General features: G+C 30.3%; 19 protein-coding genes. 5 read left to right on the top strand and 14 right to left on the bottom strand.

Annotation, left to right across the window (positions count from 1 at the left end; genetic code table 11):
• Positions 1–23: 23 nt before the first annotated feature.
• Both ASC44_RS01130 and ASC44_RS01125 read right to left on the bottom strand, forming a co-directional pair.
• On the bottom strand, positions 24–524 hold the full coding sequence (locus tag ASC44_RS01130) for a hypothetical protein (protein ID WP_055445779.1): 501 nt from the start codon (positions 522–524) through the stop codon (positions 24–26).
• Between the two features lie 57 nt (positions 525–581).
• Positions 582–2,072 (bottom strand): AAA family ATPase, encoded by a 1,491-nt coding sequence (locus tag ASC44_RS01125; protein WP_152973243.1) that lies wholly within the window; start codon positions 2,070–2,072, stop codon positions 582–584.
• A 184-nt stretch (positions 2,073–2,256) separates the two neighbouring features.
• On the opposite strand from ASC44_RS01125, the gene ASC44_RS01120 reads away from it, so the two are divergent.
• The 3 genes from ASC44_RS01120 (at position 2,257) to ASC44_RS01110 (ending at position 5,605) form a co-directional block, all read left to right on the top strand.
• Entirely contained in the window at positions 2,257–3,885 is a 1,629-nt protein-coding gene (locus ASC44_RS01120) for an acyl-CoA carboxylase subunit beta (RefSeq protein WP_055445778.1), read from the top strand.
• A gap of 152 nt (positions 3,886–4,037) precedes the next feature.
• On the top strand, positions 4,038–4,730 hold the full coding sequence (locus ASC44_RS01115; RefSeq protein ID WP_055445777.1) for a hypothetical protein: 693 nt from the start codon (positions 4,038–4,040) through the stop codon (positions 4,728–4,730).
• The gene (locus ASC44_RS01110; protein ID WP_055445776.1) at positions 4,727–5,605 is read left to right on the top strand and encodes a hypothetical protein; all 879 of its coding nucleotides are present in this window, start codon (positions 4,727–4,729) and stop codon (positions 5,603–5,605) included. Before ASC44_RS01115 ends, ASC44_RS01110 begins: the two co-directional genes overlap by 4 nt.
• A gap of 220 nt (positions 5,606–5,825) precedes the next feature.
• Here the strand turns inward: ASC44_RS01110 and ASC44_RS01105 are convergent, their stop codons facing one another.
• The 7 genes from ASC44_RS01105 to ASC44_RS01075 all read right to left on the bottom strand — a co-directional run bounded on the left by ASC44_RS01105 (position 5,826) and on the right by ASC44_RS01075 (position 15,875).
• Positions 5,826–9,149, bottom strand: a complete 3,324-nt coding sequence (locus ASC44_RS01105) for a VIT domain-containing protein (protein ID WP_055445775.1) — start codon at positions 9,147–9,149, stop codon at positions 5,826–5,828.
• A 163-nt stretch (positions 9,150–9,312) separates the two neighbouring features.
• Positions 9,313–10,950, bottom strand: a complete 1,638-nt coding sequence (locus ASC44_RS01100) for a tetratricopeptide repeat protein (RefSeq protein WP_083476213.1) — start codon at positions 10,948–10,950, stop codon at positions 9,313–9,315.
• 104 nt (positions 10,951–11,054) lie between these two features.
• Positions 11,055–12,116 (bottom strand): AMP-binding protein, encoded by a 1,062-nt coding sequence (locus tag ASC44_RS01095; RefSeq protein ID WP_055445773.1) that lies wholly within the window; start codon positions 12,114–12,116, stop codon positions 11,055–11,057.
• A 3-nt stretch (positions 12,117–12,119) separates the two neighbouring features.
• Positions 12,120–13,076 (bottom strand): CPBP family intramembrane glutamic endopeptidase, encoded by a 957-nt coding sequence (locus ASC44_RS01090; RefSeq protein ID WP_055445772.1) that lies wholly within the window; start codon positions 13,074–13,076, stop codon positions 12,120–12,122.
• Positions 13,077–13,079: 3 nt separating this feature from the next.
• The gene (locus tag ASC44_RS01085) at positions 13,080–14,111 is read right to left on the bottom strand and encodes an o-succinylbenzoate synthase (RefSeq protein ID WP_055445771.1); all 1,032 of its coding nucleotides are present in this window, start codon (positions 14,109–14,111) and stop codon (positions 13,080–13,082) included.
• A gap of 11 nt (positions 14,112–14,122) precedes the next feature.
• Positions 14,123–15,025 (bottom strand): 1,4-dihydroxy-2-naphthoate octaprenyltransferase, encoded by a 903-nt coding sequence (gene menA, locus ASC44_RS01080; protein WP_055445770.1) that lies wholly within the window; start codon positions 15,023–15,025, stop codon positions 14,123–14,125.
• 10 nt (positions 15,026–15,035) lie between these two features.
• Positions 15,036–15,875, bottom strand: coding sequence for a 1,4-dihydroxy-2-naphthoyl-CoA synthase (locus ASC44_RS01075; RefSeq protein WP_055445769.1), 840 nt, complete (start codon positions 15,873–15,875; stop codon positions 15,036–15,038).
• 294 nt (positions 15,876–16,169) lie between these two features.
• Here ASC44_RS01075 and ASC44_RS01070 point away from each other — a divergent pair, with 294 nt between their 5' ends.
• The gene (locus ASC44_RS01070) at positions 16,170–16,595 is read left to right on the top strand and encodes a hypothetical protein (protein ID WP_055445768.1); all 426 of its coding nucleotides are present in this window, start codon (positions 16,170–16,172) and stop codon (positions 16,593–16,595) included.
• Positions 16,596–16,873: 278 nt separating this feature from the next.
• Here the strand turns inward: ASC44_RS01070 and ASC44_RS01065 are convergent, their stop codons facing one another.
• The 5 genes from ASC44_RS01065 to ASC44_RS01045 all read right to left on the bottom strand — a co-directional run bounded on the left by ASC44_RS01065 (position 16,874) and on the right by ASC44_RS01045 (position 21,672).
• On the bottom strand, positions 16,874–17,704 hold the full coding sequence (locus ASC44_RS01065; protein ID WP_055445767.1) for a CvfB family protein: 831 nt from the start codon (positions 17,702–17,704) through the stop codon (positions 16,874–16,876).
• A gap of 189 nt (positions 17,705–17,893) precedes the next feature.
• Complete coding sequence (locus ASC44_RS01060) at positions 17,894–18,235, bottom strand: DUF2853 family protein (protein WP_055445766.1); 342 nt, start codon at positions 18,233–18,235, stop codon at positions 17,894–17,896.
• A gap of 119 nt (positions 18,236–18,354) precedes the next feature.
• On the bottom strand, positions 18,355–20,073 hold the full coding sequence (menD, locus tag ASC44_RS01055) for a 2-succinyl-5-enolpyruvyl-6-hydroxy-3-cyclohexene-1-carboxylic-acid synthase (protein WP_055445765.1): 1,719 nt from the start codon (positions 20,071–20,073) through the stop codon (positions 18,355–18,357).
• A gap of 39 nt (positions 20,074–20,112) precedes the next feature.
• On the bottom strand, positions 20,113–21,243 hold the full coding sequence (locus ASC44_RS01050) for a chorismate-binding protein (RefSeq protein WP_055445764.1): 1,131 nt from the start codon (positions 21,241–21,243) through the stop codon (positions 20,113–20,115).
• A gap of 3 nt (positions 21,244–21,246) precedes the next feature.
• Complete coding sequence (locus ASC44_RS01045) at positions 21,247–21,672, bottom strand: PaaI family thioesterase (RefSeq protein WP_055437023.1); 426 nt, start codon at positions 21,670–21,672, stop codon at positions 21,247–21,249.
• Positions 21,673–21,719: 47 nt separating this feature from the next.
• Here ASC44_RS01045 and ASC44_RS01040 point away from each other — a divergent pair, with 47 nt between their 5' ends.
• Positions 21,720–22,352, top strand: a complete 633-nt coding sequence (locus tag ASC44_RS01040) for an alpha/beta hydrolase (protein WP_055445763.1) — start codon at positions 21,720–21,722, stop codon at positions 22,350–22,352.
• The last annotated feature ends 19 nt before the right edge of the window (positions 22,353–22,371 follow it).

The raw sequence follows: 22,371 nt of genomic DNA, 5'->3' as shown, positions 1-22,371 counted from the left end.
ATTAACTGTATTAATGATTTGTCTTACTTAGTGAATCGAGACCAAGCAACCTTAAGGATGATTAAAACTACAGCAAAAACCATTATTAACTGTGTGAAACCACCTATAAATAATACTCCAAAATATGTTTTTTGTAGTATAAATATGATTCCGAATGCAATTCCAATCATTAATATTAAACTAGACAATTTATCGAAACCAGGAATATTACGCATCAACACCTTTTTATTTAAAATCATTAAGGTTATAACCATGGCAACAATAGGAACAAAATAGGTTACAATTCCTACATTTAAAATGTTAGATCTTTGCATTAGCAACGCATATAATACAAGAATTACCGCTAGAACACCTGGAATGGTAACAGCATAAACTATTGCACTCATTACATATTTTAATGCTTTAGCATTATTGGTATTAATAATTGACACCACAATTACTGTTAAAAGTATAATAATAGCAAAATAGCCTAATGTTATATAATGATTCCCATTAAACCAATCTATTAAATCCTGTATTGTCATTGTTTGAGTTTGTTTAATTTATATGTCTTAAATAAATGTTAAGTGTTACACTATTTACTAATTTTCTTCCCCAAAAATGGTGATTTCTTTTACTGTTTTTAGTATTTCGGGAATATCTTCTTCTTTTAAAGTAATCAATATTTCTTCTGTAATAGGCACAATTGAAACAATTCTATTTGCTTGTCTCTCAATTATTTTTTCAAATAAATTACGCATTGTCCTAGCGTTACCAAACCCTTTATGTATTTTTTTGTGTACTCTTTCTAAAATTTCTAGTAACTTTTCTTCAGCATTAGCGGTAAGATTAAAATCAGCTTTTTTTACATATAATTTAAAAATCTTTAAAAGCCCATCAACACTAAAATGATTATATTTAAAATAACGGTTAAACCTAGATTGTAATCCAGGATTAGATTGTATAAAAGTTTCCATTTCATCCGGATAACCAGCTACAATAACAACTAAATTGCTACGTTGGTCTTCCATTCGCTTTAATAAAATTTCTATAGCTTCTCCTCCAAAATCATTTAAACCTCCAGAAGTAAGCGAATAAGCTTCATCAATAAATAAGACTCCACCTAAGGCAGATTGAATAATTTCTTCGGTTTTAATAGCCGTTTGCCCAACATAACCAGCCACCAAACCTGCTCGATCTGTTTCTATAAGGTGACCACTTTCTAAATAACCTAAATGTTTATAAATACGGCCAAGCATTCTTGCAACGGTAGTTTTACCTGTTCCTGGTGGTCCCATAAAAACAGCATGTAAAGAATTATTGGATGTTTTAAGCCCTTTTAATTCTCGTAATTTTTGAACCTTTAAAAAATTAGTGAGATCCTCTATACTTTTTTTAACTTCTTTTAAGCCAATTAATTCATTAAGTTCTGCCATTACAATTTCTAGCGTGTCGTTCTCTGGAACTTGACTATAAATTGCTTTATCAACTATAATTTTAGGATTATTAATTTTATCTGAAACAGTTTTAAGTACAATACCTTCTTCATTTGTAATTTTATCGTCTGCATTTAGCATTAAAGCTGCAATGCGGTTTAAAAAAGAAGTAATGCTTAATAAATTATCTTCTTTTATTTTAGTTAAAACAGATGGCAATATAAACTCATTTTCCATCTCTTTTATAGGATGAAAAAAAGCAGTTTTCTGAATAAGTTTTACATTTTTATCAAGTTGAGGCGATTGCACCAATTTGTTAATCATTTTTATATCGAAAGATTTACTTAAATCTTTACCTTGAAGTCTTTCATAAAAATAAATTAAAATAAATTTTACTTTCGCAGGAACTTCAGTTAAAGTTTTATAAGTAGCAGTTAATTCATTAAAAACAATTAATAAATCATGTAATAAAACGTGTTCTGCCTTATAGCTAATATTATGAGAATCTGAATTTAAAATGGTATTAAAAGAACTTAAAAATGCTTTATTACCATTTAACTGCTTGCAATTAATAAGTATTTTATCACTTTCTATCTTTAGCAAATCTATATACTCTGTAGAAATAGTTAAAGCTAAAGGCTTCGTTTCGTTTTTCATAAATTAACTTTAATAATTCAAATATAAAAAACTTAATGACTTAATCCTTAACTAGAATGTTTTTTGCTTTAATAATGTATAAAACACGATGTCTTTAAAAAAAAATCAAACCTAAATACAAGATATTATAGTGAACTATAAATGGTTTCAACCATTTTTGTATTTTAGCTTAAAAATATACTTAATGGATATCAACTTCAATAAAAACGAAGATTACAATAAATTACTTTTATCAGATTTACGTTCACGCTTTGCACAAGTAAAATTAGGCGGAGGACAAAAACGAATAGATAAACAACACGAAAAAGGCAAGTTAACTGCCAGAGAACGTATTGATTACCTATTAGATAAAAAAAGAAAAAGTATTGAAATTGGTGCTTTTGTTGGTGATGGTATGTACGAAGAACATGGCGGATGCCCTTCTGGTGGTGTTGTTATAAAAATAGGCTATGTTAGTGGTAAACAATGCATTGTTGTTGCTAATGATGCAACTGTAAAAGCAGGAGCTTGGTTTCCTATTACTGGAAAAAAGAACTTACGTGCTCAAGAAATTGCAATAGAAAACAGATTACCTATTATTTACTTAGTAGATAGTGCTGGTGTTTATTTACCCTTACAAGATGAGATATTTCCTGACAAAGAACACTTTGGACGTATTTTTAGAAACAATGCTGTAATGAGTAGTATGGGAATTACTCAAATTGCTGCCGTTATGGGAAGCTGTGTTGCTGGTGGTGCTTATCTACCAATTATGAGTGACGAAGCTTTAATTGTAGATAAAACTGGAAGTATTTTTCTAGCCGGAAGTTACCTCGTTAAAGCTGCTATTGGAGAAAATATTGATAATGAAACGCTTGGTGGTGCAACTACACATTGTGAAGTTTCTGGCGTTACAGATTATAAAGCTAAAGACGATAAAGATGCTTTAGACAAAATAAAACGTATAATAGATAAAATTGGTGATTATGATAAAGCTGGTTTTAATCGTGTTGAAGCGATAAAACCAAAACTTAATCCTGAAGATATCTACGGTATACTACCAAAATCGAGAGCAGACCAATATAATATGCTTGATATTATTTCTCGTTTGGTAGATGATGGAGAATACGACGAATATAAAGAAGGTTATGGTAAAACAATTATAACTGCTTACGCGAGAATAGATGGTTGGGCTGTTGGTATCGTAGCTAACCAAAGAAAGTTGGTGAAAACCAAAAGCGGTGAGATGCAATTTGGTGGTGTAATTTATAATGATAGCGCAGATAAAGCAACCCGTTTTATTGCTAATTGTAATCAGAAAAAAATACCTTTAGTATTCTTACAAGATGTTACTGGTTTTATGGTTGGTAGTAAAAGTGAGCATGGTGGTATTATTAAAGATGGTGCCAAAATGGTGAATGCTGTAAGTAACTCTGTAGTTCCAAAATTTACTATTATTATTGGAAATAGTTATGGTGCAGGAAACTATGCTATGTGTGGTAAAGCTTACGACCCTAGATTAATTGTGGCTTGGCCAAGTGCTGAATTAGCTGTTATGAGTGGGAATTCTGCTGCTAAAGTATTATTACAAATAGAAAAGGCTTCCTTATTGAAAAAAGGAGAAAAAATAACTCCTGAGAAAGAAGAAGAATTATTCTCTAAAATAAAGAACAGATACGATAACCAAGTATCGCCTTATTATGCTGCTTCACGTTTATGGACAGATGCTATTATAGATCCTTTAGATACGAGAACATGGATTTCTATGGGTATTGAAGCTGCAAATCATGCACCTATTGAGAAGAAGTTTAATATGGGCGTTTTACAGGTTTAAAATATGAGAGCCATTATAATTGTATTTTTTTGTATTATTTCGATTAGTGTTTTTTCTCAAAATGAAAAAACATTAAGCTAAAGAAGTCTTTCAGAATAACTAAAACAGACAGATCAGTAAATTTAAAATTTCCTGAGAAGCAGACTATTACTTTGGATACAACATTAGTAAAGATAGATTCTTCTCAATTAAGTTTTCTGAAAGGTTTTTCTCTGTTAGATAATAAAAATTTAGTTAAACGCTATAAATGGCATGCGTTTAGACATTACAAAAATCGCAATATTACACAAATCATTGGACCACTTGTTATATTTATAGATTCTGATTTACCAAAAAACGTTAAATCAGAATTTATTAAATTTATTAAAGACATTCCTAAAATCAATAATTTGAGCTTTGCCTTTACCAATGACTTTGAAAAGGCTAATTATTTTATTGATGTTATGGACAATGAAGTTAGCTCTTATCCTTATGAAGAAAAATTAGAATTAAGTGAGGCAGAAATTAAAGACATCACTTTTAGTGAAATGACTTATAAGTTCTATGCTAATAATGATCATAAATTACTTTCATGCCATTTTAAAATAAGTAGATCGATAATTAATGATGATCTTTTTTTAATAAAACTTAAAAAAGGTTTTTTTAGATCTTTGGGTAACTTTTTTGAATCTAAATATGCTCCAAAAGAATCGATTTTATACAATAAACCTATTCTTGAAACCAAGTACATTACAGATTATGATATTATGATGCTGAAGTATCACTATCAACATTTGTACGATTTTAAAGTAGATTCGGAAATCTTTGATTCACTTATTATTCTTAGAAAAAAAATAATTAAATGAAAACATTAATTACTATCCTTAGCCTTTTTTTTGTGGTAAATTCTTTTGCTCAAGAAGAGAACATTAAGAATCACAGCCATTCAAGAGCTTTAATACCTTTAAAATATTACAAACAAAAATTTAAGAAACCATTAACCCAAAAAGACAGTTTAAATTTTGTTTATAGAGATAACGATACACTTGTAGTAATAGAAAATTATAAGCCAAAAGGCATTAGAGTACCTTATAAATATAAAGATTCTACTTTTTTAGATGCTTACACCAAGGTTGCTTTTACATATAGTAACGATAGTCTAAAAAACAAAACAGTAATGAAATATTGGAAAGATGATGTTTCCATATTTTTTTCAAAATCCATTCCAAAGAAAACTAAAAAAGATTTTATGGTTTTCGCCAATTCATTAGTAAACAAAATTGATTCGTTAAATATTAATGTCGTTAAACATGTTGAAGATTCTAACTATATCATTTACAATTCTGGTGATTTTGAATATGAATCGCGAATGGTAAACAATAAAGAATCAGAATATTACATGTATTGGAATGGCAAAAACCAAATATACAAAACAACAATTAAAATTATTACTAGTGTAAATTTTAATGAAAAAACCAAGTTAATAGCAATGAAGAAGCTTTTCTTCCAAAGCCTTGGAAATTTTACATTTAACAACGAATTGGAGTGTATTAATTATTTTTCGGGTTGCTTTAATGAAAATTCAACAGTATCTAATTTCGATATGGAATTATTGAAATATCATTATTCTTACGGTATTTGCAAAGGTACTAACTATGAAACCTTTATGGAACAGCATAAAAAAGCTAAAGACATTTTAAAAAACAAAAATGTTAGAATTGGATTTTTACATCAAGACTAAAAGCATGTCATTCTATTTTATCAATTAAACTTTACTGTTCTGTATTGATAGATAATATAACCTACTATGTGATTGCCTTAGAATAGTGTGCAATATTCACTTAATCATCGTACTTAATTCAAATTACAGAAGCAACGTACACTAAATGTATTGCTGATTTTCGTTAAATAAAAAAAAGGAACACAATTGTGTTCCTTTTTTACTAAATTAGTCTATAGATTTAAATCTCTATTTTAGCTACTATTTGGTTTTCTTTAGACTTCGATAATCGTACTACTTTAATTTCTTTGGATTCGTTAGGTTTACCAAAATTTCTAAATAAAGTCACTTTCATAAACGTTGGATTTTCTACCTTTTGGTATCGATCTCCAAAGTAATTTACTTTAACAAAATAAGCTCCCTTTTTAGCATTCCTAATAGTATATTCTTCTGGTCCGAAACCTTGAGTCATGTCTTTTGACATCTCTCCTCCCATTTTTGTTTTTACATTTTCATACGAACACTCTTCGAGATTTGGATCTATAATATGTAAATCGATATCCGTATCATTATGATTCCAATCTATAACCACTCTAACATCAAAGTTTGTTTCAATTTTATTGTAACTCTCAAGCAATTCGTCATTTACTTTAGATGACTTTTGAATTAGTTTATTAATTTCATTTTTTGTGATGGTTTGCATACCTTGAAACTTTCTTCTTCCTTCTTTTTCATAGACAGCTCCGCTTACAATTTTATTTAATAAATCGAAAGCCTTTTGCTCCTCACCTATTTCTTGATATGATAAAGCTAAATCTCTATAAGATTGTGAATCTTCTGGTCTTAGCTTTAAAACTTGATTAAAAATATAGCTCGCTAATTTATAATTATTTATGGTTTCTAACTTATAAGCAAATACTCGTAATAGCTCGTAATTATCGAAATCTATCTCTGCTATATTTGTTAAGATTCTCAAACTATAAGTTTTGTCTTTATATTGAGAAAAGAAATCGTAAACATCAATATAATAAGCAGGAAAACGACTATAATCTTTTCTTTGTTTTAGATATATTTTATAAGCTTGCTCTACATTTTTAGCTTTAGATAGTTCTTTTATATATTCTGCATTATTAATTTCGTTTTTAATTTTAAGCTTCCCTCTATAAGTGTCTTTTTTAATTCTAGAATTATTTGATGTACTATCAGAACTAAATCTCAATTCTGGAGTAGTACTAACTACAATAACTCCATTACCACCTTGAGATCCATAAAGAGTAGAACCACTAGCTCCTTTTATAATATTTATCGTTCGAATTTGATTAGGGTCTAAAGCACTTAATATCTCTGAACTAGATATTGCACCATCAATAACAATTAACGCTTGATTATTTCCTGAGATTGAGCGGTTTCCTCGCAATACAATTCTTGTTTTCGCATCTACTCCATTGGTGGTTTGAGTAATTTGTAATCCGCTTACTTTTCCAGCCAAGCTTTTAACAGCATCGGGATTGTTAGCTTTAGTTAATTCTTCAGTTTTAACTACTTGGTATGAATTGGTAACTTCGTCTCTCTTCTTTTTAATTCCAAATGCCGTAATTACAACTTCATCCAAAGCTCCTTCAGACATTGTAAAGCTAATATTAGATGCATTAGTAACATCAACTTCTGAAGTGTTTCCAACGTAAGAAAACACTAATGTATTTCCTGTTGCTGCTTGAATAGTATAATTACCATCAAAATCTGTAGTCGTTCCATTTGACGTTCCTTTTACAAGAACATTTACTCCCGGCAGCGGCAATCCATCTTGGTCTGTAATAGTTCCAGAAATATTTCCATTAATATTAGCAGGAGCAACAATCTCTGTAACTACTGCTTCTTCTAAATCCTCTTCTTTATTTTCTACATTGATTCCAGAAACAATTTTCTTGTTATTATTATTATTATTCATAATAGTATTGTATTCTGCTAACAACTCTTGTGGAGGTGTAATTTTATACCTTACATAATCCCAGACTGTTTCTAATACAATTAAGGACGTGTAATTACTTATTACATTATACTTTTTACTATGCGTAATAATCTCTACTTTATTCTCTTCATTTTTTCGTTGTAACTTGTTTAGTTTTTGCTGAGCCCATATACGTTGAACTAGTTTATTCTCTACATCGTTTGTTATGGTAATTTGCTCTTTTAAAGTTGTTTCTTTTCCATATCCAAAATTTAGAGTAATTACATCATTTACCTTAAAACCTTTGCCTGTAATAGAGAAATCGTTTGAAACCGTAGTTGGTTGATTTGGATAAAACTCTATATTTTTATTATTGGTTGAAGCACCCAAAAATTTAAACGACTGGTATATTATCTCATTTACAGCATCATTAACACTTGTGTTTTTTAAGTTGATATATTTTCCATTTGAAGCTTCTGCTATAGTATTTAATTTTGCGTGATTCGCTTTAATAATACTATTTACAACAAAAAAAGGTTGCTTTGTTTTCACGGAAAGTGCACTCAAATTTCTCATTCCATCTGAAAACAAAAGCACTTCATCAGTATCAACAACTTTAAATAACTTATCGTAAGATGTACCACCGTCATAAATAGAATTAGCAAGTTCCATCTTTAAATCTTCCCAATTTCCATCTTCAATTTTAAACATCTTATCTTTAATAATTGTGTTACTAAAGCTTATTAGTTTCACATTTACATTTTTTAAATGTTTTATATAATTGTTTAAAAAAGAAATCTCTTTTTCCAAATCTCTATTTTCCATAGATAGAGAAACATCCCAAAATAAGGTTATCGTTTTCGATTTTTTACGTAATCTTTTTTCTGCATTCAGTTTCTTATAGATATAGAAGTAGTCTTCTGAAACAATCATTTTATTATTAATCTCTTGTGGTATTTTTATAGTTAAAGCCTTACTTGGTGTGTAGTTTTCTTTTTCAAATTTTGCATAATAATTTTTATTTACCGTACTAAATTTAAAATCCTCAAGACTACCTTTATCTAAAGATGGTTGTAATTTCTGATCAAAAACATTCATAGTAAAACTAAAATGATCTAAGTCCTTTTTAAAACCTAAAGGCAACTGAAAATAGTGTGCATCTTCACTCAAAATCAGTTCTTGTTCATGTGCTAGAACAATACGTTTATGCTTTTTAGCAAAAATTGGATAAATACGTGCCTTGTAATTATTACCAGTTCCTTTTTCTAGTAATATTGGATCTACACCTCGTCTTACCACAGCTTCGAAAGCAACCCTACCTTGCTCCTTTTCTACGACTACGGCTTCTCTAAGTTTTCCATTTACATCTAATGCTAATCTTGATACATCTTGACCTTCGCCTAACGGAAAATTTAATTCGCCTTCTAACACTGTATTAGTAGGGTTGTAAAAAAGCATATCGTATGTTGTGGTCGCTATATTTCCAACGACTTCTACCTTTATATCTAGAGAAGTAATTCCTAATTTGTCTTCACCAACTTTAATAGATGGCATGTCTTGCGCTTGTATTTGTACTATCGCAAAAAACATAAAGAGTATTTTTAAAATGTTTTTCATAATCTTTGGTTTTTAAGTTTAATGTAAAACTATAACCAAAGTCTATATTATAAAATATAGAATGAGTGAACAGGTACTTTTAATGAGTGAAAGCTACTTTTAAGTATAGCGCAAAAAACAAGAGAAACACTTTCGTGTTTCTCTTTTTTAAAATTCTTTTCTTTTACATACTTATTTTTGCTACGATATTTTTATCCTTAGGGTTATTTAATTTTATAACTTTAACCTCTTTAGTTTGGTTTAATTTCCCAAAGTTTTTGTAAATAATTAGCTTTACAAATGCAGCTGCATCTTTTAAATTACTATCGCCCTCGTATTCAAAACCAATATAATAATCTCCTTTAGCAGCATTCCTAATAGTATATTCTTCTGGTCCAAAAACGTCATTAACACTAACTAACTCACCTCCCAAGCGTGTACTAGAATTATTCCTTGACACCACCTCTAAAGAAGGATCTATAACTTGCATGCTAATAGTATTGATTTCACGATTCCAACTTGCTAACACTCTTAAATCAAAAGTTGTATTTAATTTATTGTACGCTTCTAATTTAGAGTCATCAATATCTTCCATAGTTTGCAGCATCCCATTTATTTCGTTTTTAACTATTCCATTAATTTTTGAAGTATCTTTTGTTAACTCTAATAAATTAGTTAATAAGTCGAAAGCTTTTTGTTTTTTACCACTATCAATATAAGCTTGGGCTAAATCAATAAAAGACTGTGCATCATTTGGTCTTAAAATTAATAGTCTCTTATAAATTGAATTTGCTAAATCGTAATCTTTATCAACTTGTAATTTCATAGCCAATCCTTTTAAAGTTTGGTAATCATCCATTTTTGAAAAAACAACATCATTTAATACTTCTTTACCAATTGATTTATTGCCTGTTTCATTAAAAAAAGAATAAACATCTATATAATAAGAACTAAAATCTTTATATTTTTCTTTTTGTGTATTAAATAATTCAAAAGCTTTTTCTACAGAAGACTCATCTTCTAAAGCTTTAAGGTAAGCTGGTTTACTTTTTTTCGTTACTACTTTTAAGCGTCCTTTATAAGCTACAGGTTTAGTTATAGACTTTTTAAAGGTCGTATTTACAGCAGTATTTCTATACCTTTGAGTAGTTACAACAACGACACCATTAGAGCCTTGACTACCATAAAGCACTGCTCCTCCTTGTCCCTTTAAAACATTAATAGATTTAATAGAATTTGGATCTAAAGACTCTAATAGACCATAAGTAGAAATCGATCCATCTATAACAATTAATGCATTATTATTACCTCGCATAGATCTAGCACCTCTTAACGATATCGTGTTTTTTTTCCTATCTACAATTAATCCACTAACTTTACCTTCGAGCGCATTTATCGCATTAAAATTATTTCCCTGATTAAGTAATTTATTATCTATTTCTTTATAAGCATAAGTTATTTCATTTCTTTTTGTTTCAATGCCCATTGCTGTTGTTACAACTTGCTCTTGAATTAAATTTGAGATTTTTAAAGACAAATTTATCGGATTACTATTTAATATTTTTAATTCTTCGCTCTTATAACCACTAAAAGAAAAAGTAAGTGTTTCTCCAATAGAAACATTTATAGAATAATTTCCATATAAATTTGTTTGTGCTCCATTTTCTGTCCCTTGTATATTTACAGTTACGCCTGGAAACGGATTTCCATCTTCGTCTAATACAATACCATTAATAATTTCCTTTTCTTGAGATACTGGATTCTGAGCAAAACTTTGCGAAGCCATACAAATAATCAAAAATAATTGTAAAATTGATTTCATAATTTCGGTTTTTGGATTTTTGGATTTTTGGATTAATATAAATCTATAATGAGGAAACGCATCTTCTCAACATGCAAAACATTATTTTAAACAAATAAAATACTTTATGTTATTTTTGCTACACTTAGCGTCTCTTTACGTTTAATTTTACCGGAGTCCGTTAAAACAAACGCGTCTGCATAATATACAACTTTAGGTCTAGAATATGCGTTTAACGTATTAAATAGTGAAACATCTATATTATTTTCTTTTCCTTCAATAACTATAATAACACGTTCTCCAAGTATTTTATCTTCTTCTGAAGCTATAAAAAAACGAGCGCTTATAGCACTACTTAAAACGTTTTCCACTTGCTCAGGAAACACTTTTATACCTCCAGAATTAATAATAGAATCTGCTCTACCTATCCACTCAAATTCTGTTTTAGACTGAAGCTTAACCACATCATTTGTAATTATTATAGTATCTGAAACAAATGGAGCATTAACAATTAAACAGTCTCTATCGTCTTGCGTAATTACTATATTAGGCAAGGTTTTGAAACTATTAATTTTATATGAATTATTTAATTGTCTTACAGCAATATGAGATACAGTCTCCGTCATACCATAGGTTTCAAAAATATTAGTTTCTAATTCTTGTAATTTAGAATTCAATGCAGACGATACTTTTGCTCCTCCAACAATAACCGTTTTAATCGATTTTAATTTATCTAAATTTTTTTCAAGTTGTAGAGGCACCATTGCAGTAAAATGGTAATGTTTTTCTAAATCTATTTTAAGGTCAGACTTTGGTTCGATACTGTCAATTTCAAGCCCTAAAACTAGAGCACGAATCAGCATCATTTTTCCAGCTATATAATGAGCTGGCAAGCATAAAAGAGCTTTACTACTTGGTTGTAATTTAAAGTATTCTCCCGTTGCAATAGCACTATTTACCATTGCTTGTTTTTTAATTATAACTAGCTTTGGAACACCAGTAGATCCAGATGTTTTAAGCTCTATTGTATTCGAGTTATCTAACCATAATAGCAAGAAATCGCCAATATCTTTATTGTAAGACTGCTCACTTTTAATTAATTTTAAAGCAAACTCTTTTAGAGCAATAAAACTATAATGGACTCCATTATACTTAAAATCCTCATGAATACTATCGAAAATTGGCATGTATTATTCTATAATTTTATAGTTCTCCTCTAGTGGTTCTACCACCTTCCCAAAAAGTTTTTCTTTCCAGTTAGTCCATTTATACACTTTAGCAAAAATGAAAATGATAATAGGAAAAATTACAAATACAGGTAAAACAATATCTACAAATCCAACACCTGGTTCAGAAACATCTTTAAAAAGAGAGTGAGTTTGTAAAACTGTCCAATCTGCAGAAACTAACAACGCACCAAATAAATTGTTTGCCGCATGAAAACCTAAGGCCAATTCCATACCATCATCCATAAGCGTTATAATACCTAAAAACAGACCCGTACCAATGTAATATACCATTACCAAAGTTCCTAGTTTATCTACTTCTGGGTTAAAAAAGTGCATACCTCCAAAAATAAAAGATGTCATAAGTAACGGAAACCATCGGTTTTTCGCCAATGTACCAAAACCTTGCATTAAATAACCTCTAAAAATATATTCTTCAGTACTTGTTTGTATAGGTAAAAGAACGATTGCAATAACAGCTAGAATTAAAAACCTTTTTAATTTAAAATTCCAAACATAACTCTCCGGAGAAAAATAATAGTCCAATAATACCATACTTGAGGAGATTATTCCCCAAAAAATAAAAGCAAACCAAATACGTTTCCAATCTATTTTTTTTCTTGCTGTAGTTACTTCTCTTATAGACTGTTTATGCAAATATTTAACGACTAGAAATAGGGCCGATAAAGCAAAAGCGAAAGATAATAACATTAAAAACAGGTTTAGATTAGGTTCTAAAGCAGTCATTAATTCTTGCTCAGTCATCGAAAAAATCGAACCTCCTTTTTCTACAGCCTTTAAAAGTGCCGCAACAGTAAAAGGAATTTGCCCAATAACGGCACCAATAATTACTATTACAGAACCAATAAGGTATCTCCAAAATTCGTGTTTAACCTTAAATGCTTGTTGTATAAAATCCATCTTCTATAAATTAAATTTCCAATTACTATTATTGTAATGCAATGTACCATTTTTTACTTCTAAAGGAGATTGAAAGTTGTTTGTAAACAAACTTCCAGTACCCAATCCTTGAGGCATTGTACTCTTTTTTAAATACGTGTATTGCGCAATGGCACTAAGCCCAACGTTGCTTTCTAATGCACTTGTAATCCACCAACCTATATTCTGTTTTTCAGCTAGAGTAATCCAACTGTTACTGCCTTGAAAGCCACCAATAAAACTTGGTTTTAAAATAATGTATTGTGGTTTAATAATCTCAAGTACCTTTTCCTTTTCATGCGTTGTAAATACACCTATCAATTCCTCGTCCAAGGCAATTGGCAACGGTGTTTTTTTGCATAGATTTGCCATAGCTTCTAATTGATTTTGCTTAATTGGCTGCTCTATAGAATGTAATTTAAAATCGCTAAGTCGTTTCAATTTCTCTAAAGCATCCTCTGGACTAAATGCGCCATTAGCATCTACACGTAATTCTATATCGCTTTCGCTGAAATGCTTTCGTATACCTTTTAGTAATTCCAGTTCAGTATTAAAATCTATTGCTCCAATTTTAAGCTTGATGCATTTAAAACCTGCTTCAATTTTATCTTGAATTTGTTGTTTCATAAAGGCTTCGGTTCCCATCCAAATTAAACCATTGATAGGAATAGCGTCTTTGCCTTTTGTAAATTTTGAAGGGAATAAATTAAACTCATCTTCAGATTCTAGAGACAAAAAAGCCATTTCTAAACCCATCTGAATACTTGGAAATTCGATATTTGCCATTAAAAGCCAGTCTAAGCCCTTTTTTATATTATCGCAAGTGTATTTAAGTTGTTGTTCGTAATCTGGTCTATCGTCTATAGATAAACCTCTAAGAATACCACATTCTCCAATACCTTTTTTACCTTCAGAAGATAAAATAATAAACCATGTTTCTTTGGTTTTCAAAACACCTCGAGACGTACCACTTGGTTGTTTAAAATTAAGAATGTATTTATGATAAGTAGCTTTCACTTAATAAGTGTTTATAATATGTGACCAATACCTAAAAGTAAGGCTAACAACACCGTAGACAGTGCTAATTTTTTTAATTCTGGATCAAAATCTGTTAAAACAGTAATTGCATTAACGCGTTTTAAATGTAATATTAAAGGAATATAAGCTAGAAAAAAGATTAAATTAAATGGTGAAACGTAATATAAAATACCGAATAAAAACGATGCTATAATAGCTCCCAAAACTAAAAAATTATGATATCTTTTTGCTTTAACTTTACCTAGTTTTACGGCTGTTGTTATTTTATTACTTTTTAAATCACTTTCTATATCTCTCATATTATTGAGATTTAAAACACCTGCACTTAAAAGGCCTAATGCTATTGCTGGTAATATGGTTACATGATCGAATTCTTTTGCAAATAGAACATAACAACCTACAACACTTATAATTCCAAAAAATAAAAACACATAAATATCACCAAGACCTCTGTAACCAAAGGCTTCACTACCCATAGTATATTTTATTGCAGATCTTACAGCAAAAGCTGCAATACCAAAAAATAAAAGGGCTAATAATAAATGTTTATACCCAAAAGCAGAATATATTAAACTAACGGTGAGGCCAATACTTATTAAAATATTTATTCTAATGGCATGAAACATTTGGTCTGGAGATATAGCACCACTTTGTATGGCACGTTCAGGACCAATTCTGTCATCGTTATCTGTACCTTTTTCAGAATCACCATAATCGTTAGCCAAGTTGGATAACACTTGATAGCTAATAGTTGCCGCAATTGCTAAAATAAATATCAGCCAATCGAAAACACCATTATACTCTGCTAAAGATCCAGCAACAATTATTCCTGCGATAGACAGTGGTAATGTTCGCAATCTAATAGCGGATAACCAAATAGAAATGTTTTTCATTAATATAATTTTATGGAATCCATTGCTTAGGGAAATTAGGTTTTCTTTTTTCTAAAAAAGCATCTCGTCCTTCTTTTGCTTCATCTGTCATATAAGCTAAACGGGTTGCTTCACCAGCAAAAACTTGCTGTCCAACCATTCCGTCGTCTGTTAAGTTCATAGCAAATTTAAGCATCTTAATAGATGTTGGTGATTTTTCTAATATTTCTTGAGCCCATTGGTAGGCTGTATTTTCTAATTCGTCGTGTGGAATTACGGCATTTACCATTCCCATTTCGTATGCTTCTTGAGCAGAATAATTGCGCCCTAAAAAGAAAATTTCTCTTGCTTTTTTCTGTCCTACCATTTTTGCTAAATATGCAGAACCATAACCTCCATCAAAACTTGTAACATCTGCATCGGTCTGCTTAAAAATGGCATGTTCTTTACTCGCTAAAGTTAAATCGCAAACCACGTGCAAACTATGTCCTCCACCAACTGCCCAACCCGGAACAACCGCTATAACTGCTTTAGGCATAAAACGAATAAGACGTTGTACTTCTAAAATATTTAATCTATGGTAACCATCTTCTCCAACATAGCCTTGCTTACCACGGGCTTTCTGATCTCCTCCAGAACAAAAAGAATAAATTCCATCCTTGGAAGATGGACCTTCAGCAGATAATAATACTACTCCAATATTAACATCTTCCTGTGCATCGTAAAAAGCATCATAAAGTTCTTTTGTTGTTTTTGGTCTAAATGCATTTCTAACATCTGGTCTATTAAAGGCTATTCTTGCAACGCCGTTACATTTATTATAGGTAATATCTTCATAATCTTTGACTTTAACCCATTTTATCTCGCTCATATTATCATTTATTTTTCAGAATTTAAAAATACATAATTTTGATTATTGTAGTCCTGATTATTTAATTATTCTTTTAACTATTAATAGCATTCTGTTTTTTTAATTTAATGAGATAAATGACATAATAGCAGTAACAAATTACATCACGTAAGTATTAACCTACTTAGTAATGTTTTTTAACAGATAAATACAACACTTAATCCTTACTCCTGTTTATTAGTTAATAAATAAAGACAAATTAGGAGGTGGCCAATATCTTTGTCTCGTTATTAATTAATCTATAAAACCCTAAAAATGAGAACAGTTGACTCACCACTCTACCAAGACGTTCTAGAAACCCATCACCTCACTATTGGCGATTTTTATTTTTTCAAAAATTTAATAGTTGCGGAAGTAAAAGAAGGTGTCCATTTAGACACATCAAATACTAAGACTCTTATAAAAATTACAAAATCATTTTTTAAGAATAGACCTTTTGGTCATGTTACAAATAGAATAAACCAATACTCGGTTTCACCATTAGACTTAGTACACTATAGTAATCAATTAGAAAACGCAGTGTCATTTAGTTCTATAGTATATAATAATCATTTTGATGAAATGAACGTAAAAATTGAACAACATTTCTTGAAGAAACCATTTTATATTGCAAATAATCTAGCAGACGCTGCAAATTGGGCAAAAGAAAAAGCTCAAAATATGTTTACAATTAGCGCATAAAACGTCTTAATTAAATATGATACAAACCTTTGTTAGTTTGTATAAGAAGACGGCTAGTTGTTTTTTTGCTGATTATAGCTGTGTTGTAGATTATAGACAACCTTACTAAATACGTGCTATTCTATTAAATTATTTAACCTAATTAAAAATATAAATTGATATAAAAATATTTTAATAACTAATAAATGCCCCTTAAATATCAAGTTAGTTGAAAGCTACTACGTCTACTTAGGTAGAATAGTAGCTTTATTTTTTTACTAAAACTTAAAACTGTAGGATTACACTAAACGAATACCATCCTTTTCGATAGTAATTTGTTTCTGCTTATAAAGTGTACCAATCGCTTTTTTAAAGTTTTTCTTACTCATTTCTAAAGTTTCTTTAATTGCTTCTGGAGAAGATTTATCGTAAAGTGGTAAAAAACCTGAATTATCTCCTAAAATTTCTAGAATCTTTTTAGCATTAGGTTCTATGTTTCTAAAACCAACTTGCCCTAGAGCTATATCTAATTTATTTCCTGGTCTTATTTTTTTAACAATCCCTTTTAAACGATCTCCAATACTTAATTCTTGAAAGATACTGTCTTTATAAATTAGTCCTGTATGTTGCTTGTTTACAATAACATTCATCCCAAAATCACTTGGATGCGACACTATTAGTTCCACTTCCTCGAACTCAGCAACTGTTAGTTCTTCATTATCTAAAAACCTATTTGTTTTACTTGTTGCTACAAGTCTTTCACTCTTTTCATCTAAATAACAATGTACTAAATACCAACCTCCTTTTTTCATTGGAAAGGCCTGTTCTTTAAACGGACAAAATAATTCTTTTACCATTCCCCAATCGAGAAAAGCACCATAATCGTTTACTGCATTACAACGTAAAACTGCAAAATCGTCTACTGTAATATGCGGCTCGTCTGTAACTGCCACTAAACGTTCATCGTTATCTAAGTATATAAATACTTCTACATCATCTCCAACTTTAAAAACGTCCTCAACATAACGGTTTGGCAATAAAACCTCGTTACCATCTGTATCTCCAAGAAACATACCTGGTTCGGTTTCTCTTAGTATTTCTAAAGTATTAAATTTTCCTATATTTATCATGCTGCAAAAATACTAATATTAATACTCAAAAATGATGTTTTTTTCATTTTGAAAGCATTTTTAAAATCTAAATATAAATTCTAAATAAAAAGGACACTATTATATAGATTTTAAAATAAACGCATAATACAAAAAAAGCGCTACAACTTGATGTTGTAGCGCTTTTACTATTTATAGTTTAAAACTATTCTATTTATAAACAGATTCTTTTTTAAAGTGTCTAGCTAATAAATAATAAACAACTGCTCTATATTTATTTCTGTTAGACTTACCATATTTTTCCATTACAGAAGCGATTGCTTTATCTAAATCTGCACTATCTTCTAAACCTAATTTTTTAATTAAAAAATTATTTTTAACTGTAGCTAATTCTTTATCATCTGAACCCGAAACCGTTGCAGCATCCTTATTGTAAATAGACGGTCCACAACCAATTGTTACTTTAGTTAAAAAATCCATATCTGGAGTTTCACCAATTTTATCTTTTAAATCTGCCGCGTATTTTGCAATTAGATCATCTCTTTTACTCATAATTATAGTTTTAAGTTGTTTTTATTCTCCTTAAATATACAATTTTTTTAAACCAATAAAATTATTCATTTAACAAATTCCTTCATCAATATCGATAAACGGAAAAATATATCGATTAATTACTTAATTGCTTTAAAATACTTTAAAAGCGCCTCATCATTCAAATCGTTTGGAGTAAAGATTTCTAGTAATTTAGGTTGACTTTCTTCCTTATAAAAATGGCTTAAAACCGAATCTAATTCTAATTCACTTGAAGCCGTATTATATTTAAAACCATACATCTTACAGTATTGTTTTGCTGTTAAATTATGCTTGGTCTCAAAATAAGTGTCATAATTTGATGTGTTTTTATGACCCGGTAAAATTCTAAAAATACCTCCTCCTCCATTATTAACAACTATTACTCTAAAGTTGTTGGGTATATAATTATTCCAAAAGGCATTACTATCGTATAAAAAACTTAAATCTCCTGTAATAAATGTCGTTCGTAATTTAGAAGCTAATGCAGCACCAATAGCTGTACTTGTGCTTCCATCGATTCCACTAGTTCCTCTATTACAAAAAACTTCTATAGATCTCTTTACATCGAAAAGTTGCGTGTATCGAATAGCAGAACTGTTCCCTACTTGTAATTGACAATCGCTTGGTACGGCTTTTAATACAATTTCAAAAGCTTTAAAATCGCAAAAAGGAATGGTTTTTAAATAAATTTCATGCTTTTCTCTTCTACTATTAAAAGCAGTTAGCCAAAAACTATTGTATTCACTTTCTACAATGTTCGTTTGCGGTAAAAACTGAGAAAAAAATGCATTAACAGGCATTTTAAACACTTTGTTTAAAGCAAAAAAAGTATTGTTTGCATGGTATTCTCCAACGTGCCAATGTTGTTTTAAGTTACAATCTCTTAAGAATTTTTTAATCTTTTTAGAAACCACAAGTCCGCCAAAAGTTAAAAGAACCTCTGGTTTTAAAAGCTCTAATTCCTCAGTATTTAAAGCAGCTATTAGCTTATCTATTCCTGGAATAAAACGCTCATGATGTATATTAGACGTTGTTTCGGTAAGTACTAAAACACTTTCGTCTTGCGCTAATTTATCTAAATATTCTTGTTCTACACTGTTGGGTTGGTTTACACCAACTAAAACTAATTTTCGTTTTGCTTTATTCCATTGCTTAACAAAAATACTTAAATCTATATTTTCAATATCTTTTTCCGCAAGCGGAATGACTTTTGGGTTCACAACTAGTTCATCGACCCTATCATACAAAGGTTCGTTAAACGGAATATTTATATGTACTGGTCCTTTTTCTAAAACCGATACGTTAATTGCCTTATTTATTTCTTCTTCATTAAAATCTTGTACACTCTTTTGTAAATCTAAACACTTTGCTTTTTCACTTCCTTCAAGTTTATTTACTTCATCTATATCTTGCTTTAAATTAGCAGAATACAAAATGTGATTCTTATAAACATCTTCTTGATTTATAGTTTGTCCGTCGCCAATACCAATTAAATGTTTTGGTCTATCTGCACTTAAAACTACTAAAGGAATGTTACTATAAAAAGCTTCTGCAACAGCAGGATAATAATTTAAAAGTGCACTGCCCGAAGTACAAACAACAGCTACTGGCTCTTGAATTTGCTGTGCAATTCCCATAGCAAAAAACGCAGCACAGCGCTCGTCTACAATACTATAACATTTAAAAAAGGGATCGTGAGTAAAACCTATTGTTAATGGCGCATTTCTACTACCTGGAGATAATACTATGTGTTGTATATTTTTAGCTTTACAAAGCTGAACAACGGTTTGAGCGAGTGGTATTTTTGGGTGCTTCATCTGTGGTGTAAAAATACAAAATCACACTTTTAATCCGAATTAAAACAACACCTTTTTCATGGTTTGTGTTTTATTCACCGTTTCTTGCCATTCATTTTCAGCAATCGAGTCTTTTGTAATACCGCCACCAACATAAATACTAGCTTTTACATCCGTTAATTGCATGCATCGTAGGTTTACATATAAATTAGAAATCGTTTTTACGGCACTGTACGCATTATTTTCTACGTTTCTACGGTTTGTGTTTCGAGTGGTTTTTTCTTTGATGTTTAGTTCGCCTAAATAACCTGAGTAAAACTCACGATTATAGTTTTCGTTGTTTAAAATAAATTGCTTAGCAGTTACTTTTGGTAAGCCACAAACCGCAGGCGTTGGATGTAAAACAGTTACAACTTCTTTTAAATTTGAAGTCAATAGCCCCGAAACTCTAGTTTTTAAATGCAGTAAATTACCTGCTTTTATAGTTTCTACTTTTGCCACACTTAAATTAGTGACTGAAGCTTCTAAACTTTCGACTAAAAAATCTGTAACCAATTGTTGTTCTTCAGTTTCTTTGGCTTCCCATTTTGGGTTGGCATCTCCTTTAAATTCCTGAGTACCTGCCAAAGCCATTGTTGTAAACCTGTTTCCGGTGACGCTTAATAATGTTTCTGGTGTTGCACCAAGCCACAACCCTATTTTTGGGTGATACCAGCAATACACAAATGCTGTTTTGTATTGTGATAATAAGCGTTTAAAAAGCTGAATGGGATTACTTTCTAAAAGTGCCACTTCTTCCTTTCGTGAAATTACTACTTTCTTAAAAGTGTTCTCTTTTATCGTTTTTATAGCTTTTGAAACTAAAGCGATATGAAACGTTTTCGCGTGGTTTAAATCGGCTTCACTTTCGTTTGACTTCAATTTATCTTCAGCTTCTCGATTGTCTTCAGTAACACTAAAACTTGTTTCTAAACTATCGGATTGCTCGGTAGGAATTAATACTGTTTGCTTGTCTGAATCGAAAGGAGAAAAAACGAATCCGCTTTCAGTTAAATTTTCAGAAGTATACACTATATCATTTTCTTGAAACACGCCTTTAACAACCGAAGTATTGGGTTTAGAATACAATACAAATGGTAAAGCATCGTCAAAATGATTTTGGGTACTCTCGAAAAAATCTGATGATTGCATTTATTACTTCTTTTTTGGTAACGAGATTGTAGACAATCTACAAATAGAAACTAAATTATCGGCTTCGTCTGTTACTCTAATATCTAATAATTGTGTAGTCCTTCCTTTGTGTAAAAAAGTCGCTTTTGCATAAACATAACCGTCTTTTACGCTCTTTAAATGGTTTGCTGTAATCTCTAAACCGCGTACAAACATATTCTCTGTGTCTGTAAATATATGCGACGCAAAACTACCAACACTTTCGGCTAATGCTGCCGTTGCTCCACCATGTAATACGCCATCTGGTTGGTGTACTCTTGGTGTTACTGGCATTCTGGCTACAAGAAAATTGTCGCCAAAATCGACCATTTCAATGTTTAAAGTTTCCATTAAAGTATCTTTACTAGAAGCGTTTGCTTTTGCTAGCATTTCTGTTTTAGAAATATTCATCTATTTACTGTATTTTTATAACCTCAAAAATACGAAACATAGCAAGAATGCAATCTACCCAAAAGGAAATATTTTATACTACTAACAAACCTTATTCTACTTTAAACACTTTAACAGATAAAACCAAGAATGTATGGTTTGTATGCCATGGTTTGGGTTATTTAAGCAAATATTTTATTAGATATTTTAAAGGCTTAAATGCCGAAGAAAATTACATTATTTCTCCTCAAGCGCCTAGTTTGTATTATCAAGATGGTTTTAAACATGTTGGTGCCTGCTGGTTAACTAAAGAAAACACACAAACTGAAACTCAAAACATTGTCAATTATTTTGATTCTATTTTAGCCGAAGAACAAATTCCTGAAGACAAAAATATTATTGTTTTAGCCTATTCTCAAGGTGTTAGCGTTGCAACTCGTTATCTTAAAAATAGACAGTTACCATGTTCTCAACTTATATTGCATTCTGGTGGTTTACCAAAAGAATTAGTTGCCGAAGATTTTAAACTATTAAAAGCAAAGGTCTCTTTGGTTTATGGGACTGAAGATGAATATTTAGATGCAGAACGTATTGCTCATGAAACTGAACGTGCCCGTGAATTGTTTGGAAACGATGTGAGTATTATTCCTTTTGAAGGTAAACACGTGGTTAATGTGGATATTATTAATGGCTTGGTATGATGGATTGGTTGGATTTAGG

Origin of the sequence: Lacinutrix mariniflava, from assembly GCF_001418015.1 — a bacterium.
In the GTDB taxonomy this organism is placed as follows: Bacteria; Bacteroidota; Bacteroidia; order Flavobacteriales; family Flavobacteriaceae; genus Lacinutrix; species Lacinutrix mariniflava.
Note: the sequence above shows the minus strand (reverse complement) of the source record. Positions and strands in the feature narration are given on the sequence as shown.

What these genes read in the sequence shown, in the direction of transcription:
- ASC44_RS01060 (WP_055445766.1), bottom strand. Translation starts at nt 18,235, where the DNA reads ATGAGTAAAAGAGATGATCTAATTGCAAAATACGCGGCAGATTTAAAA.
- ASC44_RS01130 (WP_055445779.1), bottom strand. Translation starts at nt 524, where the DNA reads ATGACAATACAGGATTTAATAGATTGGTTTAATGGGAATCATTATATA.
- ASC44_RS01110 (WP_055445776.1), top strand. Translation starts at nt 4,727, where the DNA reads ATGAAAACATTAATTACTATCCTTAGCCTTTTTTTTGTGGTAAATTCT.
- ASC44_RS01040 (WP_055445763.1), top strand. Translation starts at nt 21,720, where the DNA reads ATGCAATCTACCCAAAAGGAAATATTTTATACTACTAACAAACCTTAT.
- ASC44_RS01065 (WP_055445767.1), bottom strand. Translation starts at nt 17,704, where the DNA reads ATGATAAATATAGGAAAATTTAATACTTTAGAAATACTAAGAGAAACC.
- ASC44_RS01125 (WP_152973243.1), bottom strand. Translation starts at nt 2,072, where the DNA reads ATGAAAAACGAAACGAAGCCTTTAGCTTTAACTATTTCTACAGAGTAT.
- menD (WP_055445765.1), bottom strand. Translation starts at nt 20,073, where the DNA reads ATGAAGCACCCAAAAATACCACTCGCTCAAACCGTTGTTCAGCTTTGT.
- ASC44_RS01105 (WP_055445775.1), bottom strand. Translation starts at nt 9,149, where the DNA reads ATGAAAAACATTTTAAAAATACTCTTTATGTTTTTTGCGATAGTACAA.
- ASC44_RS01120 (WP_055445778.1), top strand. Translation starts at nt 2,257, where the DNA reads ATGGATATCAACTTCAATAAAAACGAAGATTACAATAAATTACTTTTA.
- ASC44_RS01050 (WP_055445764.1), bottom strand. Translation starts at nt 21,243, where the DNA reads ATGCAATCATCAGATTTTTTCGAGAGTACCCAAAATCATTTTGACGAT.
- menA (WP_055445770.1), bottom strand. Translation starts at nt 15,025, where the DNA reads ATGAAAAACATTTCTATTTGGTTATCCGCTATTAGATTGCGAACATTA.
- ASC44_RS01100 (WP_083476213.1), bottom strand. Translation starts at nt 10,950, where the DNA reads ATGAAATCAATTTTACAATTATTTTTGATTATTTGTATGGCTTCGCAA.
- ASC44_RS01075 (WP_055445769.1), bottom strand. Translation starts at nt 15,875, where the DNA reads ATGAGCGAGATAAAATGGGTTAAAGTCAAAGATTATGAAGATATTACC.
- ASC44_RS01070 (WP_055445768.1), top strand. Translation starts at nt 16,170, where the DNA reads ATGAGAACAGTTGACTCACCACTCTACCAAGACGTTCTAGAAACCCAT.
- ASC44_RS01090 (WP_055445772.1), bottom strand. Translation starts at nt 13,076, where the DNA reads ATGGATTTTATACAACAAGCATTTAAGGTTAAACACGAATTTTGGAGA.
- ASC44_RS01095 (WP_055445773.1), bottom strand. Translation starts at nt 12,116, where the DNA reads ATGCCAATTTTCGATAGTATTCATGAGGATTTTAAGTATAATGGAGTC.
- ASC44_RS01045 (WP_055437023.1), bottom strand. Translation starts at nt 21,672, where the DNA reads ATGAATATTTCTAAAACAGAAATGCTAGCAAAAGCAAACGCTTCTAGT.